The organism is Actinomadura graeca (assembly GCF_019175365.1).
GTDB lineage: Bacteria > Actinomycetota > Actinomycetes > Streptosporangiales > Streptosporangiaceae > Spirillospora > Spirillospora graeca.
In genome coordinates, this window is record NZ_CP059572.1 from 1,621,575 (window position 1) to 1,643,529 (window position 21,955).

Below are 21,955 nucleotides of genomic sequence, written 5' to 3' on the forward strand. Positions count from 1 at the left end.
AAGTGATCGGATGACGGCACGGAGGACGAGGCGGGGACGCGATGCCGGATCCCTATCTGACGGAGCTGGCCTGGGCGGGCTCCGCCCTCCGGCTGGCCGGGCGGATCACATGTGACCCCGCCGCCGAACCGGAGGTCGAGCTCCACCTGCGCGAACGCGACGGCGGCGACCTGCTGCGCCTGCCCGCCGCCGTCACCGCCCTGGGCGGCTCGGTCGCGTTCGAGGCCCTGGTGGACGTCGCGTCCGTCGAGGGCGGCCCGCCGCTGCCCGGCGGGCTGTGGGACGTCGCCGTCGCGGTCCCGGCGCCGGTGGGGACGGCCGTCCTGCCGCTCGGCCGTGACCGCGCCCCGGACGTGGACGCCTCGCCGCAGCGCCGGTTCCTGCCGGGCTCCGTCACGGTCGCCGTCTACTTCGACTCCGCGGGGCTCCTCGCGATCGACGTCGGCGGCCGTCCCCACTCCGGCGGGTCCACCCCGGCCGACCGGCTGGGCTGGGACGAGCGGGACGAGGAGGTCGCCGTCACCGGGCACCTGAACGGCGGGCGGCTCACCATGCCGGTCTCCGGGACGCTGAACCTGCTGGAGCGCCGCACCCGCGAGTCCTACCAGGTCATCGCCATGCTGGAGGAGGGGCCGGACGGCCTGTGCTACACCGCCCGGGTACCGGTCACGCGGACGTTCGTCGATGACCCGCTCCCCCGCGGCGTCTGGGACGTCTCCCTCTGCCTCGGCTTCTCCGGGATGCACCGCGAACTGCGGGTCCTGGCCCCCGACGAGCCGGTTGACGTGCACGTGCGGCGGCGGCTCCGGCACGTCCGCGTGGTGTCCACGACGGCGCCGGACCCGCTGACGATCACGGTCGGCCGCGCCTGACCCGCCCGTCCGGCCAGCCCCGGGGACCGCCGCCCGACGCGGCCACCACCGCCGCCAGCAGCGCGATCACCCCCGCCCCGCCGGCCAGGTTGAGGCCGGCCGTGGCGAGCGCGGCGGCGGGCGGGCCGTGCAGAGTCAGCGGCAGCACCGCGACCAGCACCACCGCCGTCCCGCCGATCCAGCCGAAGGCCCTGACCGGACGCGCCGCCGTCGCCAGCAGGAGGTGCATCAGCGCCGTCGCCTGGATCGTGCCCGCCATCGCGCACAGCGCGTAGCTCGTCGCGGCCGCGCCGGTCCCGGTGTGCCGGCCGGCGAACACGGGGATCTGCACCCCGAGCAGGCCGCGCACCCCCAGCACGACGGCGAACGCGAGGCCCGCCGCGACCAGCGCGCAGGCCGCGCCCGTCCACCACAGCGGGCGCAGCGCCGGATCCGACCGCCCGGAGATCTCTTCGTGCAGCGCGACGAAGTCCTGGTACCGCTTGGCCGGAGCCTCCGCGGAGCGCCGCCGGGCCGTGGAGGAGCACCGGAACGAACGCTCAAAGGGCCGTGGCGCAGGGCGGCCGGCGTGCCTGCCGGGCAGGCCGCCGGAGTACCGCCCGAATGGCGTATCGGGCATGTCCCCTCCCCCGGTGCGAACGAGTAGGTGCTACCCGGCGCCGAAGGGCGGAACTCCCCCAACCCGAAAGATTTGCTGAGCTTTGGTCACGTCCGGCACAGTGCGCCCCCGCAGCCACGAAGGACCCCGGGGGCCCACAAACCCCCGGGGTTCGCGATCAGACCTGGCCGGCGTTCTCCAGCGCCTCGCAGCAGGTGCCGGTGATCAGGCGGGCCACCACGTACGGGTCGACGTTGGCGTTCGGACGGCGGTCCTCGATGTAGCCCTTCTTGTCCACCTCGACCTGCCAGGGGATCCGCACCGACGCGCCGCGGTCGGACACGCCGTAGCTGAACTCGCTCCACGGCGCCGTCTCGTGCATCCCGGTCAGCCGCCGCTCGATGTCGGCGCCGTACCCCGCCACGTGCTCCTGCGCCTTCGAGGCCAGGGCCTCGCACGCGGTGATGATGGCGTCGTAGCCCTCGCGCATCGCCTTGGTGGAGAAGTTGGTGTGCGCCCCCGCGCCGTTCCAGTCGCCCTCGACCGGCTTGGGGTCCAGGGTCGCGGAGACGTCGAAGTCCTCGGCGATGCGGTAGAGCAGCCAGCGCGCGACCCACAGGTGGTCGCCGACCTCCAGCGGCCCCGCCGGGCCGATCTGGAACTCCCACTGACCGGGCATGACCTCGGCGTTGATGCCGGAGATCTTCAGCCCGGCCTCGACGCAGGCGTCCAGGTGCGCCTCGACGATCTCGCGCCCGAAGACCTCGTCGGCGCCCACGCCGCAGTAGTAGAACCCCTGCGGGGCCGGGAAGCCGCGCTCCGGGAAGCCCAGCGGGCGCCCGTCCTTGAAGAAGGTGTACTCCTGCTCGATCCCGTACCAGGAGTCCTGCGCCTCGTACTTCTCGGCCACCGGACGGAGCTTGGCGCGCGTGTTGGTCTCGTGGGGCGTCCCGTCCACCAGGTACACCTCGCACAGGACCAGCTTGTGGTCACCACCGCGGATGGGGTCCGGACACGAGAACACGGGCTTGAGGACGCAGTCGGACCTGTCGCCCGGGGCCTGGTTGGTGCTGGAGCCGTCGAACCCCCAGTCCGGCAGGTCGGCGCCGTCCGCGAGGATCCTCGTCTTCGACCGCAGCCGCGCGGTCGGCTCGGTGCCGTCGATCCAGATGTACTCGGCCTTGTAGCTCAACGTCGATCCCTCCGGAGGGCCTTGTGGGTTCCCCCAGAAGCTGCCAACAGGCCATTTCGGACCTGTTGCCCAAATGTGAACGGCATGTAAAACGCACCCTGACCTGCCCAAATCACCTGAGACGTCGGTCACACCGCCCGGCCGCACACCCGGGTACTGGCCGAGTACGGTCACTTCGGCCCCCTCTCCGGGACGCCCAGCTCGACGTCCGGCGGACCACGGGCCGGGCACCACGGGGTCCGCCGCCGTCCGGGCAGGCGAACGCATCGCACATTCGGCGTCCAGGGCGGAATCCGACACCGCGCTCGATACGATGAGCCCGAACCCGATAGGCACCCTCGCCTTCGCCCCCGAATAATCCCTCTATGGCGCTGCTGTGACATGACCGATCTGAAATCCCTTCTGCCTGAGAACGGCTGGGCACGGCTGGCGGGGACCGGTACCGCCAAAACCTTCTCGCCACGTGAGATCCTGCTCCGTCAGGGATATGTGGACGATCATCTGATCCTGTTATTGCACGGACGGGTCAAGGTGACCTGGCTCGGCGCGGACGGCAACGAGATCGTCCTCGCGATCCGGGGGTCGGGTGACCTCATCGGCGAGATCGCCCTGCTGAGCGGGCAGGGGCACTCGGCGAACGTCTCGGCCATCGACCGCTGCGCGACCAGGCTCATCTCCTCCGGCGAGTTCAACGACGCGATCAGGGAGCTGGACTGCGAGAAGGCGGTCATGCACCACGCGCTCAGCCGCCTCCACGAGAACGAGATCTTCCGGGCCGAGCTGCCGACGCTGCCGGCCGAGCAGCGCGTCCTCCGGACACTGCTGCGCCTGGCCGTCTCCCCCGCGGCGCGCCGCCGCGCGGACCCGGTCGAGGTGCCCCTCGACCAGGCGGAATTCGGCCGCACGGTGGGCCTCTCCCGCGGCCACGTGTCCACGGACCTGGGCAAACTGCGCTCCCTGGGCCTCATCGAGACATGCCGGGGCCGGATCCTCATCCACGACATGGACGCGCTCCGGCGGATGTCGAGCGGAAATCCCGCCGATTCGCCGAGCCCAGTGTCCGATCCATGACATAGCCACGGTGGTCATCGCTGAAGACTGGTCGCAGGGGACCTGAACCAGCGAGGACCAATTCATGGGCGACGACGACTCACTCGTCGAGCGTTTCGTGCTCGGCGTCGATATCGAGAAGTACAGCAAGCGCACCACCCGGCACCAGAAGATCATGCAGGAACGCCTGCGCGCGATCCTCGACCTGGCCGCGCGGGAAGGGGGGATCGACCGGGCCGAGTGGGACGTCAAGGGCGAGGGCGACGGCGGCCTCGCCGCCCTGCCGCCCGGCGCGGACCTGGCCCGCTTCATCGGATCGTTCGTCCGCGGCCTCGACGACCGGTTGCGGCTCCACAACGAGGACCACAGCCCGGCCCTGCGCATACGGCTGCGGCTCGCGATGCACTGCGACGTCCTCACGCCCTCGGCGTTCGGCACCGCCGGTCCCGCCTTCATCGAGGTCGCCCGGCTGCTCTCCGCGGAACCGCTGCGCGAGGCGCTCCTGAGGGACGACCAGGCACGCCTCGTCCTGCTGGTGTCCCCCGAGGTGTTCCGCAAGGTCGTCGGCTCCGATCTGGCCTCGTTACGCGAAAGCGATTTCACCGAGGTCCGTGTGAGCCATTCCGAAAAGGACTACGAAAAGACGGCCCACCTCCACGTGCCAGGACGTCATCCCGCCCCCGTCCCCCACACGCAGAAGGCCGCTCCCACCCCACCCGCGTCCGGAACGACATGGCAGATGGGCGACGGCAACAAGAACTTCGGGGTCAACAACCAAATCGGCGGTGACTTCCACCTGAGCGTGCAGGAGGCACCAAGGGCCGATCCCCTCGCCACGGGCCTGACGGCCTTCCACGACCACGACTACGCCATGGCCTCGGCGAACCTCCGCCATGCGGCGACGCAGGCCGCGGAGCTGCGCGAAGAGGCGGACATACGCTTCCGCCTCGCCACGGCCTATCTCCACGGACACCGGCCCCGCCTGCATCGGCGGTCCAACATCCAGCGCATCGAACGCGAACTGGAAAAGGTCCTCGCCATCGACCCGCACCACACCGGGGCGCTGCTCCTGTGGGCGATCACCAAGCAGGACTACTACCAGCAGAACGGCTTCGACTACACCGGGCCGCCCCCGGACCAGATGGCGGCCCCCGTTCTCCGCACGCCGCTCACCCGCAGGGGATACGAACTCGCCGCGGAGATCGTCGAGCACGTGCCGGCCCCGGACAACCCGATCTGGTCGTGGATCCGCGCCCAGGTCCCTCCCGAGGAGACCGGATGAATCCCGCCGCCGAGACGGCCGGCCCCTACGCCCCCCGCCCCATCCGCGGGTATTTCGTGGCCCCGCCGGAGGAACGGGACCTCTCCATCGGCCTGACCCTCGCCATCATCGGTTCCGTCATGCTCCTGGGCGCCTTCGTGCTCCCCTTCATCTTCTTCGGCGCAGGCGCCGCCAGCTCAGAAGAGGACCCGAGCACCGCGGCCATCGCCATACTCTTCGCCCTGATCACCTTCTTCGGCGGGAACCTCGTCGGCTGGCCCCTGCTCATCTTCGGCTCGATACGGCTCTTCCGGTACCAGCGGCAGAAGAGCGCCAGGACGGGCGCCCCGTCCGACGAGCAGATGGACCAGTGGTTCTTCGACGACATGCGCCGCATCGAGCACCAGGCGACGCAGGAGATGAACATCCCGGCCGAGACGATCACCAGGCGCCCCCTCCTGGTGGTCGGTCCGGCGCTCCCCACCGACTACGCGATCGGGCTCGACGGGAAACCCCGATACGCCAGCTACGAGGTCGCCGTGGTCGTCCTCACCCGCCACCAGGTCTGCGCCTACACCTGCGTCCTGAACTTCGCCACAGGCGTCCGCGACCTGGAGACCACCCACGAGTTCATGATCAGCGACGTGACCACGATCGGCACGATCAACGACCGCCTGGCCGACCACGGCGGCGGGGCCTCCAGCGGCCGGGTGATCAGGATGGCGGGCCCCATCGCCATGAGCTTCCTGACACCCGCCGACGTCAGCGTCCGCCAGGAATTCCGCATCACCCTGACCAGCGGGGACGCCCTCGCGGTCAACGTCGGCTGCCACGTGAACGGCACCACCCTGAGCGACGAGGGCTACCGCGGCTACGTCCGCGACACGGTGCGCGCCCTGCGCGCCACCCTTCGGGCGATCAAGAGCCCGGACCCCACCGACGAGCCATGAACGGGAGCGCGCCGTGAACACGGAGACCAACGAGAACGAGGCGATCGTGGCGGTGACGGTCATGACCGCGTTCCAGAACTACCTGCAGCACGCCGAGGCGAAGATCTCGACCCTGCTCGTCGCGCACACGGGAGCGGTCCTCGCCGTCATGGCCGCACTCCCGAACCTGCCGTCCCCCGGCGGGGACTCGATCCTCGTCCTCCCGGCCGTCTACGGCGCCTTCGTCCTCTCCTTCCTCTTCTCCGGCCACCATCTCGTCCAGGCACTACGCCCCCGCCTGCGGACCCCCATCTCACCCAGCGCCTTCGGCATCATGGGCGTCTCCCCCAACCTGCCCGCCGGTTTCGAAGCCCAGCGGGACGCGGCCTGGCAAATGGTGAGGGTCTTCGCCGAACTGGCCGAAACCAAACACCGGCACGTGGCCAAGGCCATCCCCGGAACAGCCGCGATGCTCACCTCCGCCCTCCTCTGCGTAGCAATCACCATGGCCCTAGGCTGAACACGCCACTGGGAAAAGTCCCGTCCCCGAGGAAGAGTGTTCACTCCCAACCGGAGGACAGCGACGGCCACAAGGACGCCACCTCCTTGGCCAATTTCCCCCAGACATGTGTGCCATAGATGAAACCAACCTCGCCCGACTCGGTGATATGTATGCGAACCCTTCCTTACACGCATGCCTGCCCGGGCCGTCAGGCGGTGTAGGTGTGGTTGGCGTGAGCTGGTCGCGTTGCGACGGAAGGGTCTGGACCCGCAGAGCTCACGGTCGGGACCCAGAGACACGAAGACCCCGTTCCTATGCTTGGGAACAGGGTCTTTTGGCTGGTGGACCTTGTCCGCCATTACTCGAACCGGGCGGATGTCCTTGTTGATCTTCAATACGCGGCCCGGAGCCTGGCAAAGGCCATGGCTGACCCTACCGTTGCTTCCGTGAGCGTTCGGCGTGAGCTCAACCCGAGACAGCGGTGACCCGGTGGCGGCCGCGCTCCGTACCGATGACCCCGATCCGGCCGTTACCGCGGGGGCCGGCGACCGGGTCCAGGAGCCGACCGAGGCCGAGAGCCTCGTCACCGAGGACGACAACCGCGAGCCGAGGACACCGGCCGCCGCCCGCGGACTGGTGTACGACTGGCTCCGCCACCGCCAGGAGAGCCGGAGGCCGTCGTTCACCGCTTCCGACTCCGAGCTGACCGCCGTCCGTAACCGCTCCGGCAACGGCCGCGCCTGGATCTACAAGGTCCTCAAAGACCTGACCGCCCGCGGCGTCCTTTGGGCCGACAAGTCCGGTAGCAGCACGACGTTCACCATCACCGACCTGTCGCCACTGGACCACGACGACCTCGGACACGCCGCATGAGCGGCCGTGTGACCGTGACGCCGCTCCGCACCAGGCCCGGCTCCCGTGCGGCTGCGCGTGGGGGCACGGCCGCAACGCGGATGATCTTGTCACGCGCCTGTCATGGGTACGTGCCACGCCCGCGTCACGGGCGCCATGTCACGGCGTCACACCGCCTCTGACCTGTAACTCCCTCCCCCAGCCCCTACCTGTGGCCCTGGCAGTTGTGTCACGGGTTCAGCCGAACGACTCTCGCCGGCCGACCTGAAGAGCAGAGCCCGGCCACCGGCTCCGGTGAACCGGGCCTCTCTCGGCCCGTCGAGTCACATCCGTCCCGTCCCGCTCACCGCTCACGGACGGCCTCGTCTTCGCCGTGGAGGACCAATGAGATCTGCCTGGGCACGCCCGCCCGGACGACACAGCGTCTTGAGGACGGTCACCCGATGAGCAAGCCTCCGCTTCGCCCGCAGCACGGCCGTCACCGAGACCGTCTACCGCCTGCAGATCCGTCCTGTAATGGAGAAGGGCGCGACCGCCATGGACGACATCTTCACCACCGGTGATGCACCGGACCAAAATGGACCCTGATGTGGATCATTAACGTCTGGGCCCTCCCCCGTCCACTGCGAAGACGCGAAGCGTCGGCGTCGGCAGGCCATGCACCAACACCCAAATCTCGATTGCGCTAGCCATCGCGGTACCGTCCCGCCACAATGCAACTGTGCAAATACTCACTACCGTACTCCCTGTCGGGGCAACGGTGTTCGTCGCAATCATGGGCTACCTCCAATGGAGGGGCGGCGAGCGGCGCCGAGTGCAGAGTGAGGTAGCACGTCAGGAACTGGAGCAGGCAGAGCTACGCCGCACCGCCAGTGGAGCGTACAACCAGCAGCGTCTGGAAGTCTTAAGAGAACTACTCGACAAGCTCCACGATCTGGAGATCCAGTCTCGCTTGGATGCCAAAGAACGGGATTTGCGGGCTGAACTACCGAGGATCAACACCTTTTTGATCAAGCATGGCACGACGCTAACCGAGGAAGAACATCAACTGACTCGCCAGTTCCTCGAGGCTCTCACCTGGATCGATCACGTCAAGACTCAGGAGAGGGCCAGATGGGAGGAGGAGCGAGCACGAAGACTGGCCGAAGAAGGCGTTGACATCGGCTCGTATGAAGACTCCTGGGCTCTGACAGGCCCCATCGCCCCCTTGGACGGAGCGGCATGGGCGCTACAGCAGTGGGCATCAGCGCGCGACGCGTTGGAAGACCGTCTCCGAGACGCTCTCCGAGGGATGTAAGCAGCCAGGATCGCTGAGCAGTCCTCAGTCAGATCGGATCAGCAGTCAACCCTCCGTCACCGGCATGCGTCACGGACCGGCGCACAGTGGGTTCCCGCTCTCGGCGCTAGTCACTCACTTTGTCACTCAGATGAGAAAGGCCATGATCCAGCTTGCTGGATCATGGCCCTGACCTTGGTGGGCGCGGACGGTTTCGAACCGCCGACTTCTCGCTTGTAAGGCGAGTGCTCTACCCCTGAGCTACGCGCCCGCGTGCTCGTGACCGGGAAAGCGTACCCGGTTCGCGGGGGGTAGTGCGAAACGGTGCGGAGGGGCGCGAACCGGGTACGGGGGCGGGGCGTCAGGAGTTGCCCAGGTGGACCCAGACCCCCTTGACCTCGGTGTAGGCGTCGATGGCGTAGGGGCCCATCTCGCGGCCCCAGCCGCTGGACTTGAAGCCGCCCCAGGGGGCGGCGGCGTCGGGGATGGGGAGCATGTTGACGAAGACGGCGCCGGCGCGGATGTCGGCGGCGAGGCGGTGGGCGGTGGCGAGGTCGCTGGTCCACAGGGAGGCGGCCAGGCCGAAGTCGGTGTCGTTGGCGCGGGCGGAGAGTTCCTCGGCGTCGTCGTAGGTCAGGACGGGCAGGACGGGGCCGAAGATCTCTTCGCGGGCGATGGTCATGTCGTCGGTGACGCCGCCGAAGACGGTGGGGCGGTAGAAGAAGCCGTCGGAGAGGGGGCCGTCGGCGCGCTCGCCGCCGGTGACGAGCTGGGCGCCCTGTTTCTCGCCGGTGTGGACGTAGGAGTCGACCTGGGTGAGGTGTTCCAGGGAGACGAGGGGACCGATCTGGGTCTCGGGGTCCAGGCCGGGGCCGAGGCGGAGGGTGGAGGCCGCCTGTGCGAGCTTCTCGGTGAACTCGTCGGCGCGGCGGCGGTCGACGTAGAGGCGGGTGTAGGCGGCGCAGACCTGGCCGCTGTTGAGGAGGGCGCCCTGCAGGTTGCCGGCGACGGCGAGGTCGATGTCGGCGTCGCGGGCGATGACGCTCGGGGCCTTGCCGCCGAGTTCGAGGGTGACGCGCTTGAGGTTGCCCGCGGACGCCTTGACGATCTCGCGGCCCACGGAGCTGGAGCCGGTGAAGGAGATCTTGTCGACCCGGGGGTGCGCGACCAGGGCCTTGCCGGCGGACGGGCCGCCGGTGATCAGGTTGACCACGCCGGGCGGGAAGCCCGCCCGCTCGCACAGCTCGACCAGCCGGACGGTCGTGAGGGGCGTCTGCTCGGCCGGCTTGATGATCACGGTGTTGCCGCAGGCGAGGGCCGGGGCCAGCTTCCAGGCGGCGATCATCAGCGGGAAGTTCCACGGGGTGATGAGCGCGCAGACGCCGACCGGCTCGCGGCGTACGTAGTGCAGCGTGTCGGGGAAGGAGATCGGGGAGACCGAGCCCTCGATCTTGGTGCACCAGCCGGCGAAGTAGCGGAAGTGCTCGGCGGCGCCGGTGACGCTCACCGAGTGGGCGACGCCGAGGGGCTGGCCCTGGTCGCGGGTCTCCAGCTCGGCCAGCTCGGCCTCGTGCTCCTCGATCAGATCGGCGACGCGCCAGAGGAGACGGGCGCGCGCGCTCGGTGGGATGGACGCCCAGGAGGGGTCCTCCAGGGCCGCGCGAGCCGCGTCCACCGCCTTGTCGACGTCCTGTGGCCCGCCCTCGGCGCAGACTCCGAGCACCTTCCCGGTGGCGGGGTCGGACGTGGTGAACTCGGCGCCGTCGGCGGCCCCGGTCCACTCACCGTTGATGAAGAGCTGGGCTCGCGTGCTCATATGGCCTCCCTTTAGCCTGCGGATCCAGCTTCGCGGCCGCGGCCCCGGGGAGTCTTGTCTGTCTCTGTACGGCTGTTGACTGAGCCTGATCACGCCCCGGTGATCGTCACCCGGTACTCGCGGGGGCTGGCGCCGTAGGCGGCCTTGAACAGGCGGCTGAAGTGGGCGGCGTCGACGAAGCCCCAGCGTGCTCCGATGGCGCTGACCGGGCGGTTCAGCTGGAGGGGGTCACGCAGGTCGCGGCGGCAGTGCTCCAGCCGGCGCTGTTTGATCCACATCGAGACCGTGGTGCCCTCCTCCCGGAACAGCTTGTACAGGTGCCGGGACGAGACGAAGTGGGCGGCGGCGATGCCGTCCGGGGACAGGTCCGGGTCGTCGAGGTGGCGCTCGATGTAGGCGCGGACGCGGATCAGCAGGGCGCGGCGGCTCGCGTCGGGGGTGGGGGCGGTGACGTCCAGGCGCTCGGCGAGCAGCGTCACGAGGAGGTCCACGATGTTGTCGCCGAGCCGCACCCCGCCCTGGTCGTCGAGTTCGTCCAGGTGCCGGGCGAGCTGGACGAGGAACGGCGACAGCAGCGCCCCCACGCCCTGGCGGCCGGAGATCCGGGTCGCGGTGATCCCGGCGATGGCCTCCTCCGGCAGGTGCAGGAGGCGGCGCGGGACCATCAGGACGAGCTGGCGGTAGGAGTCGTCGAACGCCAGCGTGTAGGGCCGGGTCGTGTCGTAGATCGTGAAGTCGCCGGGGACGAGCGCCGCCTCGCGCCCGTCCTGCGTGAGCAGGCAGTACCCGCTGAGCTGGACGCCCAGCTTGTAGTAGCCGGGGTCGGACTGGGCGATCTGGGCGCCGGTGCGGCGCACGACGTGCGAGGTGGCCGCGATCTCGGCCACCTTCAACGCCCCCAGCTCGCAGCCGCGCATGCGGCCGTCGAAATGGTCCGGGAGAGTCGTGTCCGAGCGCAGCGGGACGAACATCTCCGACACCGAGCTGCGCCAGAAATCAAAGCGCTCCCGGACGGGCAGATCTGCGGTACGAATGAGCATGGACATGCGTGTTTCCCCAGGTGAGATACCCGGCCTCCCGCACTCATACTGCACTGCCGGAGGCCGGTCGCACCAGGGTTCTCAGTCCATCGCCGCGCGGACAAGGTGCGTGTCACAGAACTGCTCAAAACCCGTGACCTTACCGTTCTTGACTCGCCACACATGGACGAAGCGGACCCGCATGGACCGTCCGGTGGCCCGGTAGGTGCCGGAGTAGTGGCCGATCCCGACCACGGTGCCGTCCTCGCCGTCGACGATCTCGTCGGGGTCGGCGCTGAAGCCCTCCCACTCCTTGCCCAGGCGGCCGAAGACGCCGGCCTTGATCGCGTCCACGCCGACATAGGTGCCCGCGTAGGGGAATCCGGCCATCTCGGTCCACGCGACATCGTCGGCGAACGCCTCGACCATGCCGTCCAGGTCGCCCCGGTCGGAGGCCGCGTAGTGGGCCTTGATGATGTCGGACGCCTCGCTCATGGGGTTGCCCTCTCCTCGCTCGTCGTTTGCGGATCGAGCACATCATCCGGCGGGCGCGCTCTCTTGGCTCTGTCTGAACAGTGCTTGTCTGTGGCGGCACGACCGGCGGGGCCGCTCCCCGCCCGGCGGCGTCCGTGCCTACGCTGACCGCCAATCAGCAGATCAGAGCGGGAGGCCACCGGATGAGCGACCAGCAGGCGGACGTGATCGTGGTCGGTGCGGGATCGGCCGGATCGGTCGTCGCGCGGCGGCTGGCGGACGCCGGCCACAGCGTGCTGGTCGTCGAGGCCGGCCCGTACCGCGACGTCCCGGCCGTGGACGACCCGGCGCGCATGCACGAACTCTGGAACTCGCCCCTGGACTGGGGTTTCCGCACCGTCCCGCAGGAACGGGCGCAGGGGCGGGAGCTGCACCTGCCGCGCGGCCGCGTGGTCGGCGGGTCCCACGCCCTCAACGCGATGATCTGGGTCCGGGGCAACCCGGCCGACTACGACCACTGGGAGTCGCTCGGCAACCCCGGCTGGTCGTGGCGGGACGTGCGGCCGCTCTTCGAGAGGGCCGACGGCCTCGGGACGGGCGGCCCCGGCATGCTCGACATCCTCGCGGACTTCACGCCCGACCCGGTCCAGTGCTCGATCGTGGACGCCGCGCAGCAGGCGGGGCTGCCGCTCAACCCCGACTACAACGGCGACACCCAGGACGGCGTGTCGTTCATGCAGTTCACCATCCGCGATCATCAGCGGCTCACGACGGCCCGCGCGTACCTCGCGCCCGTGCTGGAGCGCGGCGTGACGCTCGTCCCGGACGTGCAGGTCAGGCGGCTGCTGCTGGAGGGGAACCGCTGCGTGGGCGTCGAGTGGGACCGCGGCGGGGTGGTGGAACGCGCGCGCGCCGAGCAGGTGGTGCTGTGCGCGGGCGCCATCGGGTCGCCGGTGCTGCTGCTGCGGTCGGGGATCGGGGACGGGGGCGACGCCGTGCATCTGCCGGGTGTCGGCCGCAACCTGCAGGACCACTGGCTCGTGCCGGTGATCGCCTCGACGGACCGTCCGCCCACGCTGTCGCGGGGCCTGCCCCACACGCAGAGCCACCTGTTCTGGCGCAGCCGGCCGGAGTTGGCGGTGCCCGACCTGCAGCCTTTGCACTTCGGCGTCCCGCTCTACGAGCCGTGGATGGAGGGGCCCCCGCACGGCTTCTCGCTGATGGCGGGCCTGGTGCGGCCGGAGTCCGCGGGCGGGATCCGGCTGTCCGGCGGCTCCGCGGAGGGCGAGGTGCTGATCGACCCGCGGGTGCTGTCGGACGAGGCCGACCTGGAGGCGCTCTGCGCCGCCGTCCGGCTGTGCCAGGAGATCATGGCGGCGTCGGCGCTGCGTGACGGCTGGGGCGCCCGGGAGCTCTACCCCGGGCCGCTGGCCGCGACGGGCGAGGGCCTGCGCGACTACGTCCGCCGGACCGTGCTCACCTACCACCATCAGGCAGGCACCTGCAAGATGGGCTCCGACGACGCCGCGGTGGTCGACGCGCGGCTGCGCGTCCACGGGGTGGACGGGCTGCGGGTCGCGGACGCCTCGATCATGCCCACGGTGACGACCGGCAACACCAACGCCCCCGCGATCATGATCGGGGAGAAGGCGGCCGACCTCCTCCTCGGCTAGGCGGCGTCCCACGTCCTGGGCCGCCTCGGGACGCGGGCCGCGGGGTCATGAGGCGGGTGTGAACCTGGACAGGGCGGCGGCGAGGCGGTCGGGCGCCCGCCGCCCGCGGGGCTCGGCGAGGGTGCCGAGGACCTTGATCGCGAAGCGTGCCAGGGCCGGACGGGACAGGCCGTGCCGGGTCGCCAGCCGCATGACGTGCGGGTTCTCGATGGCCTGCGCGAACGCGCGCCCGAGCGTGAAGGCGCCGCCGTGGGCGGTCTTGAGCGCCGCCGGGTACCGCTGGAAGGCGCGCTCGCGTTGCCCGGCCGTCGGCAGCTTCAGAGCCGTCTCGATCGTCTCGGCGGCCAGCCGCGCGGCCTCCAGGGCGTAGGCGATGCCCTCGCCGCTCGACGGGTTGACCATGCCGCCGGAATCCCCGGCCAGCAGCAGGCCGGGGACGTAGTGCGGCTGGCGGCTGAACCCCATGGGCAGCGCCGCGCCCCGGACGGGCGTCGTCGCGTTCTCCTCGGTCAGGCCCCACCCGGGCGGCATCGGCTCCAGCCACCGCCCGAGAAGCCGCCGGCAGTCGGCGCGGGCCGTCCGGAGGAGGGCGACACCGACGTTGCACGTGCCGTCCCCCATCCCGAAGATCCAGCCGTAGCCCGCGGGCACCGGGTCGAGCCACACCTCCAGAAGATCGTCGTCGTGGCGGGTGCTGCGGTAGTAGCGGCGGGCCGCGACGCCGATCGGCCGGTCGCGGAGGGGACGCAGTCCGAGCGCCACCGACAGCCGGGACGACGCGCCGTCCGCGGCGACGACCACCCGCGCGTGATGCTCCCGCCCCGCGGTGGTCACGCCCACGACCTGGCCCGCCCGGTTCAGCAGCGGCCCGGTGACCTTGGCGCCCTCCAGGAGCGTCGCCCCCGCCTTCACCGCCTGCCGGACCAGCAGCTCGTCGAGGTCGCGGCGGGTCCTGGTCAGGCCGAACGCCGGGAGCGGGCCGTCCGGCCAGGGGATCTCCACGCGGCGGCCCGCGCCGGCCAGGCGCAGGCCGGACGTGCGGAACCAGCCCGGATCGTCGACGTCGACCCCCAGCGCCAGCAGTTCATGGACGGCGCGCGGGGTGAGGCCGTCCCCGCAGACCTTCTCGCGGGGGAAGGTCGTCTTCTCCAAGATCAGCACGTCCAGCCCGGAACGCGCGAGATGACACGCCGCGGCGGAGCCCGCGGGTCCCGCCCCCACCACGATGACGTCCGTCATGGACCCATATTGCCCAGACGGACGGTTCCGAACCCCTGTCAGCGCAGGGCGGCCTGCCGCAAATGCCGGTTGAACCACTCGGCGGCCTGCGTGGTGACCTCCTCCAGCGCGCCCGCCTCCTCGAACAGATGGGTCGCGCCGGAGATCACGTGCAGCTCGGCGCGGCCCTCAAGCCGCCGCCTGGCCCGCTCGTTCAGCCCCAGGACCTCGGTGTCGCGCCCGCCCACGATGAGCAGGACCGGCGCCCGCACCCGTCCCAGGGAGGGGCCCGCCAGATCGGGCCGTCCGCCCCGCGACACGACGGCCGCCACGCCCGGACGCGCCGCAGCCGCCGCGAGCGCCGCAGCCGCGCCCGTGCTCGCGCCGAACAGGCCGAGCGGGAGGCCCGCGGTGCGGGGGGCGGACTCCAGACCCTCCGCCAGCCGGTCGATCGTGCCGATCAGCCGCATCGTCAGCAGCTCGATGTCGAAGCGCAGCGTCGCCGTGAGCGAGTCGAGATCGCCCTCCTGTTCGGTGAGCAGATCCAGCAGGAGCGTCCCGATGCCCGCCGCGTTCAGGCCCCCCGCCACCGCCCGGTTCCGGGGGCTGTGCCGCGAGCTCCCGCTCCCGTGGGCGAACATCACGACGCCTGTGGCCTCGTCTGGAATGACCAGGTCACCCATGAGGACGGCGTCGGCCAGTTCGATCCGGGTCATGTGTTCGGCGGCTCTGCGCTGATGTCGGCGAGGGCCGACCGCTCGTCGCGCTGGACGGCGAGATCCCCGATGGACACCATCCCGACGGGCCGGTCGCCGTCCACCACCGGCACCCGCCGCACCGCGTGCCGGCGCATCAGCGTCACCGCCGCCTCCGCGTCCTCGTCCGGGGCGACCGTGACGATGTTGGTGCTGCAGATGTCGGCGACCGCGGTGCCCGCCATGTCCCGTTCCGCGGCCACCGCGCGCACCACGATGTCGCGGTCCGTCACCAGCCCCCGCAGCCGCCCCTCGTGCACGACCAGCACGTCGCCGATCCCGTGCCGGCGCATGAGGTCCCCGACCCGCACCAGGTTCGTGTCCGGGGACACCGCCACCGGCACCGGCGTCATCACCTGATTCACCTTCTGGGCCATGAGCGCGCCTCCCCTCGGGGCCTCGCGTACCCACCGGCCGGGCGGATATGTCAGCCGGGCTGCTCGGGACCGTCCTGCTCGGCGAGGAACCGCTCGAACTGCGCGCCCAGCTCCTCCGCCGTCGGCATGTCCTGCGACTCCGCAAGCAGGCTGTCGCGCTCCGCGGCGCCCGCGAACGCGTCGTACTGCTGCTCCAGCGCCCGGACGACCTTCTCGACCTCGTCGTTCCCGTCCACCTGCTCGGCGATGTCGGCGTCGGTGCGGGCGGCCGCCTCGCGGAGCCGCTCGTCCGGCAGCTCCAGGCCCGTGGCGTCCACGATCGCCTCCAGCGCCGCCACCGCCGCCGCCGGATACGCCGACTGCGCGAGATAGTGCGGGACGTGCACCGCCAGGCCCAGCGCGTCGTGCCCCGCCTCACCGAGCCGCAGCTCCAGCAGCCCCGCCGCGCTCCCCGGCACCTGCACCTTGTCGAACCACGAGTTGCGCGTGACCAGCTCCGGCCGCGTGGCATGCGAGGTCATCCCCACCGGCCGCGTGTGCGGCACCCCCATCGGGATGCCGTGGAACCCGACGACCAGGCCCACCCCGAGCCGCTCCACCAGATGAAGCACGGACGCCGTGAACCCCTCCCAGAGCCGGTCCGGCTCCGGCCCCGACAGGAACAGGAACGGACTCGCCGCCTCGTCCCGCACCAGCCGCACCACCAGCTCCGGCGCCTCATAGGACGCCCAATGATCCCGGTCGAACGTCATGCTCGGACGCCGCGCCCGGTAATCGATCAGCGAGTCGACGTCGAAGCGGGCGACCACACGATGCTCCAGCGCCTCAAGGAGATGCTCACGGACGAGCTGCCCCGTGGATCCCGCATCGACGAAACCGTCGAGGCTGTGCAGCAACACCGGACCGGTCATCTCCGGCAGATCGGTGTCCAGCTCGTACAGATCCTCAGGGTTAAGCAACGGTTCCCCCACATCAATTCAAGTCAGTGTTGTCGACTTTACCGGCGCTGGCATTTGTTGGGGGGCGACCCCCGAACCCCCCGGCTGCGCGGCACGGGTCTCCTCCACTGCGCTCGCTGCACTCGCTTCGTTGCGGGGACGCGCCGCGCCGGGGATACCCGCTCCGCTCGCTTGCGCTCGCTCTGCGTGCCTCCCCGAAACCGGCGGCTGAGGCTCACCCTGCCGGGGTGCGGCTCAACTTGCCGGGGGCGGGGGACGCGGCGCGCCGGGTATGCCCTCCGCTCGCTGCGCTCGCTCCGCGTGTCTTTTCCGTAACCGTCGGGTGAGGTGCAACCTGTCGGGATTGGGGGCGGGGCTTTCGTGTTGGGGTGAGTCAGGGCTGGGCCAGGACGGGGATGGAGAGGAGGATCAGGCTGACGGCGATCAGGAGGGGGGCGGTGGATCTGCCGGAGTCGGCGCCGGGGACGGCCGCCGGCGGACGGCGGACCAGGGTCCTGAGGAACCAGGCGAACAGGAGCAGCGCGGCGACGTCCATCACCACGGCGAGCCAGGTCACAGCACCATCCCCCTTTGTCGTGACCACATTAGGCCGGCGGCGGGCGCCCGTCCGGGAACCGCGGCCAGGGGTGTCGCGGCCACGCGGCAGAATCGGATTCGGCATTGCGAGAGGGGCTTTCATGACCGCCGACCGCCCGTACGACATCGTCCTGTTCGGTGCCACCGGCTTCACCGGGGCGCTGACCGCCGAGTACCTCGCCGGGCACGCCGGGGCCGGGACGCGGTGGGCGCTGGCCGGGCGCGACCAGGCCAGGCTCGCGGAGGTCCGCGACCGGACGGCCGCCGTGGATCCCGCGTGCGCCGGGTTGCGGCTGCTGCACGCCGACACCGCCGACCCGTCCTCGATCGAGGAGCTGGCGCGGACGGCACGGGTCGTCATCAGCACGGTCGGCCCGTACGCGCGGCATGGGGAACCGCTCGTGGCGGCCTGCGCGCGCGCCGGGACGGACTACGTCGACCTCACGGGCGAGCCCGCCTTCATCGACCGGATGTACGTCCGGTACCACGAGGAGGCCGTCCGCAGCGGGGCGCGGATCGTCCACGCCTGCGGGTTCGACTCGATCCCGGCCGATCTCGGCGTCTACTTCACCGTCAAGCAGCTGCCCGAGGACGTGCCCCTGGACGTGGAGGGGTTCCTGCGCGTGCACGGCGACATCTCCGGCGGGACGCTGCACTCGGTCATCGGCATCGTCACGGACGTGCCCGGGATGATGGGCGCCGAGCGGGAGCGCCGGAAGGCGGAGGGACGGCCCGAGGGGCGGCGGGTGCGCATCTCGCGGAGGCCCGCGCCGCGGACCCGCGTCGGGGACGGCTGGACGCTGCCGCTGCCCGCCATCGACCCGCAGATCGTGGCCCGCTCGGCGGCCGCGCTCGACCGGTACGGCCCGGACTTCGCCTACGGGCACTATGTCGCCGTCCGGCGGCTGGCCAGCGCGGTGGGGCTGACGGCGGGCGCGGGCGCGCTGCTCGCCCTGGCGCAGCTGCCGCCGGTCCGGCCGCTGCTGCTGCGGGTCCGCGCGCCCGGCGAGGGGCCGTCCGCGGAGCGGCGCGCCCGGAACTGGTTCAGCCTGACGTTCGTCGGGGAGGGCGGCGGCAGGCGGGTCGTCACCGAGGTCGCGGGCGGCGACCCCGGCTACACCGAGACGGCCAGGATGCTCGGCGAGTCGGCGCTGTGCCTTGCCCACGACGACCTGCCGGAGACGGCCGGGCAGGTGACGACGGCCACCGCGATGGGCGACGCGCTCATCGACCGGCTCGTCAAGGCGGGGCTCGCCTTCCGCGTGCGCGACGCGGGCTGACGTCAGATCGCCTTGCCGGGGTTCAGCAGCCCGTCCGGGTCGAGGGCCTCCTTGATCCGCCGGTGGACGGCCAGGGTGTCGGGTCCGAGTTCGCCGTCCAGCCACGGCCGCTTCAGCACGCCGACGCCGTGCTCGCCGGTCAGCGTGCCGCCCAGCTCGATCGCGGCGGAGAAGACCTCGTCCGCCGCGGCCTGGACGGGCGGCGGGGGTCCGGCGCGTCCCCGCTCGAACACGAACAGCGGATGCAGGTTGCCGTCGCCCGCGTGCGCGACCGTCAGGATCCGCACGCCGTGCCGTTCCGCCGCCCGCTCGATCCGCTCGATCATCTCCGGGAGCCGGGAACGGGGCACGCACACGTCCTCGACCAGGCAGTTCCCGAGGCGTTCGGCGGCGGGGTAGGCGAGGCGCCGGATGTCCAGCAGCGCGGCGGACTCCGTCTCGTCGGTGGAGGCCGCCGCGAAGTCCGCGCCGGCCTCCTCGCACCATCGCAGCAGCTCCCCGGCCGGGCATTCGGGTCCGTCGGTCTGGGCGAGGACCACGGCGGCGGTGCCGGTGTCCAGGTCGATGCCGCGCCACTCGTCGATGGCCCGCAGCGTCGCCCGGTCGATCAGCTCCAGCAGGCTGGGCCGCAGCCCCGCGCCCATGATCAGGGACGCGGCGCGCCCGGCGGCGGCGAGCGTCCCGAACGTGGCGAGGACGGTCGACGGCGGCTCGGCGGGCGCCGGGCGCAGCCGCACGGTCGCCGACGTGATCACCCCGAGCGTCCCCTCCGATCCGACGAACAGGCCGGTGAGGTCGTAGCCGGTGACGCCCTTGACCGTCCTGCCGCCGGTGCGCACGACCTGCCCGCCGGCGAGGACGACCTCCAGCCCGAGCGCGGAGTCGCGGGTGACGCCGTACTTCACGCAGCGCAGCCCGCCCGCGTTCGTCGCGAGGTTCCCCCCGATCGTGGAGATCTCGTGGCTGGACGGGTCGGGCGCGTACATCAGCCCGTGCTCGCGCGCGGCCCGGTCGAGGTCGGCGGTGATGACGCCCGGCTCGACCACGGCGAGGTGGTCCTGCGGGACGATCTCGCGTATCGCGGTCATCTTCGCCAGCGACAGCACCAGGCACCCGTCCACGGCGGTGGCGCCTCCGGCGAGGCCGGTCCCGCCGCCGCGCGGGACCACCGGGACCCGCTGCTCGGACGCCCACACCATCGCGGTGACCACCTCGGCCGTGTCGCGGGCGAGGACGACGGCGGCCGGGGCGCCGGGAGGGGCGTAGGTCTGGTCGCGCGTGTAGGCGTCCATCGCGCCGGGGTCGGTGATGACGCGTCCCGGCGGGAGCAGCGCGCCCAGCTTCGCGACGTCCGGCCCGCCCGCGCTCACCCCGCGCACCGGTTGCGCAGCACGCCGAGGCCCTCGATCTCCGTCTCCACGAGGTCGCCGGGACGCAGCCGGACCGGCGGGACGCGGCTGTCGCCGATGCCCGAGGGCGTCCCGGTGAGGATCACGTCGCCCGGGTCGAGCGTCACGATCCCGCTGATGTAGGAGACGATCTCCTCGGGCGGGAACAGCATGTCCGACGTCCGGCCGCGCTGCATGACCTCGCCGCCCACCGTGCAGGTGATCTCCAGGTCGGCGGCGTCGCCGACCTCGTCGCCGGTGACGAGGGCGGGGCCGAGCGGGGTGGTGGAGTCGAACGTCTTGCCCTGGAGCCACTGCGTGGTCCTGCCCTGGAAGTCGCGGGCGCTGACGTCGTTGGCGACGGTGTATCCGGCGATGGCGGCGCGGGCCCCGGCGCCGCGGGCGCGGGTGACGGTCCGGCCGATGACGACGGCGAGCTCGGCCTCCCAGTCCATCGCGGTGGACGCGGCGGGCAGCACGACGGGGTCGGACGCGCCGATCAGCGCGCGGGCGAACTTGGCGAACAGCGTCGGGTGCTCGGGTGTGTCGTGGCCGGTCTCGGCGATGTGCCGCTTGTAGTTGAGGCCCACGCAGATGATCTTGCTGGGGCGGGGCACCGCCGGCGCGAGGTCGAGCCCGGTGAGTGGAACGGTCCGTCCGGTGGTGGCGGCGGCCCGGTCCCGCCAGCCGGCGTCCGCGGCGAGCAGGGCGCCCACGTCCGGCGCGTCCAGCGGGGTGACGTCGGCGCCGTCGAGCCGCCCGGCGCGGGTGCCGTCCCCGGTGCGGTAGGTCAGGAGTCGCATGGGTGCTCTCTCGCTCGTCCCCGCCGGTCAGCGGCAGGGGGTGTACGGCTTGTCGCCCAGGGCGTAGTCCTCGCCCTTCTTGATGGTGCTGAGCCTCATCGCCGACGCCTCGCGGCAGAACGCCAGCGGGTCGCCGCCGTCGCGGGACCGGTTGTACTCGACGCCGAACACGGGCTTGCCCGCCCGGATGAACGGCCTGAGCAGGCCGCACTCACGGTACTCCCAGCACTCCTCGTTGATCGCGAAGTCGAAGGACGACAGCAGCTCGGGGATCTGGCGGAGGTTGTTCTTCAGCCCGGCGGCCAGCCCGTGCCGGTGCGCCATGTCGGCGAGGGCCCGGTTGAAGACGAGCTGGGTCCGCGGCGTGACGCTCCAGCCGGTGGTCTGCGGCTTCTCCTCGTGGGAGTTCACCACGTCGAACTCGACGCCGTCGAAGCCCGCCTGGGCGCATTTGCGGACGCGGGCCTCCTGCATCCGCAGGACGAAGTCGCGCTGGCCGCGGTCGTTGTTGATGTTGGCGAAGTTCTCGTCCGGGAAGCCGGGGTACGCCTTGCCGATCAGCGACCCGCCGTGGGAGTTGTGCCATTCGAGGTACTCGCGGTAGTCGGGACGGCCCTTCTCGACCGACCCCGCGTCCACGTAGCAGATCGCCTTGGCGCCGCGCGCGTGGATCGCCTTGACGGCGGCGGTGTTGGGCGTGCTGTTGTTCCCGGACGCGGACCCGTCGGCGTACAGGTCGATGTCGAACACCTGCGGGCGCACGCAGGCGCCGCCGCCGTGCGGCCTCTCGCAGATGTCGACGTTCACGCCGCCCGTCGCCCGGAAGGCGGGGTTGCCCGAGAGCTGGTACTGCCACCGGCTGCCCACGGCGGGCTTCCACCTTGATCTGGGGGTGGCGGACGGCTTGGGCGACGGCTTGGCCGGCGTCGCGGACGCGCTGGTCGCGGGCGTGCTCGGCGGACGCGCGCTGGGGGAACGCGTCGGGCCGCTCTGGTCGGATCCGTCCGAACACGCCGCCACTCCCGCCACGAGCAGCAACCCGACCACGGCTGCAACTTTCGCCACGCGGGCCTCATTTCCGTAAT

The 21,955-nt window shown here is 71.4% G+C and carries 22 protein-coding genes and 1 tRNA gene; 9 read left to right on the forward strand and 14 right to left on the reverse strand.

The window, feature by feature from the left end; genetic code table 11:
- The first annotated feature begins 41 nt into the window (after positions 1-41).
- Positions 42-872 carry a hypothetical protein gene (locus tag AGRA3207_RS07500; protein ID WP_231333829.1) on the forward strand — a complete coding sequence of 277 codons (831 nt, stop codon included), beginning with the start codon at positions 42-44 and terminating at the stop codon, positions 870-872.
- On the opposite strand, the gene AGRA3207_RS07505 is transcribed toward AGRA3207_RS07500, so the two are convergent.
- Positions 853-1,491, reverse strand: coding sequence for a hypothetical protein (locus AGRA3207_RS07505; RefSeq protein WP_231333830.1), 639 nt, complete (start codon positions 1,489-1,491; stop codon positions 853-855). The two genes, AGRA3207_RS07500 and AGRA3207_RS07505, sit on opposite strands and share 20 nt — an antisense overlap.
- Positions 1,492-1,648: 157 nt before the next feature.
- A complete protein-coding gene (gene glnII / locus AGRA3207_RS07510) occupies positions 1,649-2,662 on the reverse strand; it encodes a glutamine synthetase (RefSeq protein WP_231333831.1) in 1,014 nt (337 codons plus the stop codon).
- Positions 2,663-3,043: 381 nt separating this feature from the next.
- Between glnII and AGRA3207_RS39765 the strand changes: the two genes are divergently transcribed.
- From AGRA3207_RS39765 to AGRA3207_RS07545, 6 genes are all read left to right on the forward strand, one after another.
- On the forward strand, positions 3,044-3,733 hold the full coding sequence (locus tag AGRA3207_RS39765) for a Crp/Fnr family transcriptional regulator (protein ID WP_273700014.1): 690 nt from the start codon (positions 3,044-3,046) through the stop codon (positions 3,731-3,733).
- A 64-nt stretch (positions 3,734-3,797) separates the two neighbouring features.
- The gene (locus AGRA3207_RS07525) at positions 3,798-4,994 is read left to right on the forward strand and encodes a tetratricopeptide repeat protein (RefSeq protein WP_231333832.1); all 1,197 of its coding nucleotides are present in this window, start codon (positions 3,798-3,800) and stop codon (positions 4,992-4,994) included.
- Positions 4,991-5,923 (forward strand): hypothetical protein, encoded by a 933-nt coding sequence (locus AGRA3207_RS07530; RefSeq protein WP_231333833.1) that lies wholly within the window; start codon positions 4,991-4,993, stop codon positions 5,921-5,923. Before AGRA3207_RS07525 ends, AGRA3207_RS07530 begins: the two co-directional genes overlap by 4 nt.
- A gap of 13 nt (positions 5,924-5,936) precedes the next feature.
- On the forward strand, positions 5,937-6,422 hold the full coding sequence (locus AGRA3207_RS07535) for a Pycsar system effector family protein (RefSeq protein WP_231333834.1): 486 nt from the start codon (positions 5,937-5,939) through the stop codon (positions 6,420-6,422).
- Between the two features lie 441 nt (positions 6,423-6,863).
- Positions 6,864-7,277 (forward strand): hypothetical protein, encoded by a 414-nt coding sequence (locus AGRA3207_RS07540; RefSeq protein ID WP_231333835.1) that lies wholly within the window; start codon positions 6,864-6,866, stop codon positions 7,275-7,277.
- Positions 7,278-8,016: 739 nt separating this feature from the next.
- Entirely contained in the window at positions 8,017-8,553 is a 537-nt protein-coding gene (locus AGRA3207_RS07545) for a hypothetical protein (RefSeq protein ID WP_231333836.1), read from the forward strand.
- Positions 8,554-8,728: 175 nt separating this feature from the next.
- On the opposite strand, the gene AGRA3207_RS07550 is transcribed toward AGRA3207_RS07545, so the two are convergent.
- From AGRA3207_RS07550 to AGRA3207_RS07565, 4 genes are all read right to left on the reverse strand, one after another.
- Positions 8,729-8,803, reverse strand: a tRNA-Val gene (locus tag AGRA3207_RS07550).
- A 90-nt stretch (positions 8,804-8,893) separates the two neighbouring features.
- Complete coding sequence (locus AGRA3207_RS07555) at positions 8,894-10,348, reverse strand: aldehyde dehydrogenase family protein (protein ID WP_231333837.1); 1,455 nt, start codon at positions 10,346-10,348, stop codon at positions 8,894-8,896.
- 89 nt (positions 10,349-10,437) lie between these two features.
- Complete coding sequence (locus AGRA3207_RS07560) at positions 10,438-11,394, reverse strand: AraC-like ligand-binding domain-containing protein (protein WP_231333838.1); 957 nt, start codon at positions 11,392-11,394, stop codon at positions 10,438-10,440.
- Between the two features lie 75 nt (positions 11,395-11,469).
- Positions 11,470-11,862: a nuclear transport factor 2 family protein gene (locus AGRA3207_RS07565; protein ID WP_231333839.1), complete on the reverse strand. Its 393-nt coding sequence runs from the start codon at positions 11,860-11,862 to the stop codon at positions 11,470-11,472.
- 182 nt (positions 11,863-12,044) lie between these two features.
- Here AGRA3207_RS07565 and AGRA3207_RS07570 point away from each other — a divergent pair, with 182 nt between their 5' ends.
- Positions 12,045-13,514 (forward strand): GMC family oxidoreductase, encoded by a 1,470-nt coding sequence (locus AGRA3207_RS07570; protein ID WP_231333840.1) that lies wholly within the window; start codon positions 12,045-12,047, stop codon positions 13,512-13,514.
- A 45-nt stretch (positions 13,515-13,559) separates the two neighbouring features.
- Here AGRA3207_RS07570 and AGRA3207_RS07575 read toward each other — a convergent pair whose 3' ends face one another.
- The 5 genes from AGRA3207_RS07575 to AGRA3207_RS07595 form a co-directional block, all read right to left on the reverse strand.
- A complete protein-coding gene (locus AGRA3207_RS07575; RefSeq protein WP_231333841.1) occupies positions 13,560-14,753 on the reverse strand; it encodes a geranylgeranyl reductase family protein in 1,194 nt (397 codons plus the stop codon).
- A 38-nt stretch (positions 14,754-14,791) separates the two neighbouring features.
- On the reverse strand, positions 14,792-15,448 hold the full coding sequence (locus AGRA3207_RS07580; RefSeq protein ID WP_231333842.1) for a dienelactone hydrolase family protein: 657 nt from the start codon (positions 15,446-15,448) through the stop codon (positions 14,792-14,794).
- Positions 15,445-15,864: a CBS domain-containing protein gene (locus AGRA3207_RS07585; protein WP_231333843.1), complete on the reverse strand. Its 420-nt coding sequence runs from the start codon at positions 15,862-15,864 to the stop codon at positions 15,445-15,447. Before AGRA3207_RS07585 ends, AGRA3207_RS07580 begins: the two co-directional genes overlap by 4 nt.
- 50 nt (positions 15,865-15,914) lie before the next feature.
- Positions 15,915-16,823 (reverse strand): PAC2 family protein, encoded by a 909-nt coding sequence (locus AGRA3207_RS07590; protein WP_231333844.1) that lies wholly within the window; start codon positions 16,821-16,823, stop codon positions 15,915-15,917.
- A gap of 373 nt (positions 16,824-17,196) precedes the next feature.
- A complete protein-coding gene (locus AGRA3207_RS07595) occupies positions 17,197-17,379 on the reverse strand; it encodes a hypothetical protein (protein ID WP_231333845.1) in 183 nt (60 codons plus the stop codon).
- Positions 17,380-17,500: 121 nt separating this feature from the next.
- On the opposite strand from AGRA3207_RS07595, the gene AGRA3207_RS07600 reads away from it, so the two are divergent.
- Positions 17,501-18,679 (forward strand): saccharopine dehydrogenase family protein, encoded by a 1,179-nt coding sequence (locus tag AGRA3207_RS07600; protein WP_231333846.1) that lies wholly within the window; start codon positions 17,501-17,503, stop codon positions 18,677-18,679.
- A gap of 2 nt (positions 18,680-18,681) precedes the next feature.
- Here the strand turns inward: AGRA3207_RS07600 and AGRA3207_RS07605 are convergent, their stop codons facing one another.
- Genes AGRA3207_RS07605 through AGRA3207_RS07615 form a run of 3 tightly spaced genes read right to left on the reverse strand, consistent with a single transcriptional unit; the run spans position 18,682 to position 21,935 of the window.
- Entirely contained in the window at positions 18,682-20,049 is a 1,368-nt protein-coding gene (locus AGRA3207_RS07605) for an FAD-binding oxidoreductase (RefSeq protein ID WP_338028260.1), read from the reverse strand.
- Positions 20,046-20,870 (reverse strand): fumarylacetoacetate hydrolase family protein, encoded by an 825-nt coding sequence (locus tag AGRA3207_RS07610; protein ID WP_231333847.1) that lies wholly within the window; start codon positions 20,868-20,870, stop codon positions 20,046-20,048. The genes AGRA3207_RS07605 and AGRA3207_RS07610 overlap by 4 nt, the downstream gene beginning before the upstream one ends.
- Before the next feature lie 27 nt (positions 20,871-20,897).
- Entirely contained in the window at positions 20,898-21,935 is a 1,038-nt protein-coding gene (locus tag AGRA3207_RS07615) for an endo alpha-1,4 polygalactosaminidase (RefSeq protein WP_231333848.1), read from the reverse strand.
- Positions 21,936-21,955 lie beyond the last annotated feature (20 nt).

Coding starts and splice junctions, on each gene's coding strand:
- AGRA3207_RS07500 (WP_231333829.1), top strand. CDS start 42: ATGCCGGATCCCTATCTGACGGAGCTGGCCTGGGCGGGCTCCGCCCTC.
- AGRA3207_RS07505 (WP_231333830.1), bottom strand. CDS start 1,491: ATGCCCGATACGCCATTCGGGCGGTACTCCGGCGGCCTGCCCGGCAGG.
- AGRA3207_RS39765 (WP_273700014.1), top strand. CDS start 3,044: ATGACCGATCTGAAATCCCTTCTGCCTGAGAACGGCTGGGCACGGCTG.
- AGRA3207_RS07525 (WP_231333832.1), top strand. CDS start 3,798: ATGGGCGACGACGACTCACTCGTCGAGCGTTTCGTGCTCGGCGTCGAT.
- AGRA3207_RS07530 (WP_231333833.1), top strand. CDS start 4,991: ATGAATCCCGCCGCCGAGACGGCCGGCCCCTACGCCCCCCGCCCCATC.
- AGRA3207_RS07555 (WP_231333837.1), bottom strand. CDS start 10,348: ATGAGCACGCGAGCCCAGCTCTTCATCAACGGTGAGTGGACCGGGGCC.
- AGRA3207_RS07560 (WP_231333838.1), bottom strand. CDS start 11,394: ATGTCCATGCTCATTCGTACCGCAGATCTGCCCGTCCGGGAGCGCTTT.
- AGRA3207_RS07565 (WP_231333839.1), bottom strand. CDS start 11,862: ATGAGCGAGGCGTCCGACATCATCAAGGCCCACTACGCGGCCTCCGAC.
- AGRA3207_RS07570 (WP_231333840.1), top strand. CDS start 12,045: ATGAGCGACCAGCAGGCGGACGTGATCGTGGTCGGTGCGGGATCGGCC.
- AGRA3207_RS07575 (WP_231333841.1), bottom strand. CDS start 14,753: ATGACGGACGTCATCGTGGTGGGGGCGGGACCCGCGGGCTCCGCCGCG.
- AGRA3207_RS07580 (WP_231333842.1), bottom strand. CDS start 15,448: ATGACCCGGATCGAACTGGCCGACGCCGTCCTCATGGGTGACCTGGTC.
- AGRA3207_RS07585 (WP_231333843.1), bottom strand. CDS start 15,864: ATGGCCCAGAAGGTGAATCAGGTGATGACGCCGGTGCCGGTGGCGGTG.
- AGRA3207_RS07600 (WP_231333846.1), top strand. CDS start 17,501: ATGACCGCCGACCGCCCGTACGACATCGTCCTGTTCGGTGCCACCGGC.
- AGRA3207_RS07610 (WP_231333847.1), bottom strand. CDS start 20,870: ATGCGACTCCTGACCTACCGCACCGGGGACGGCACCCGCGCCGGGCGG.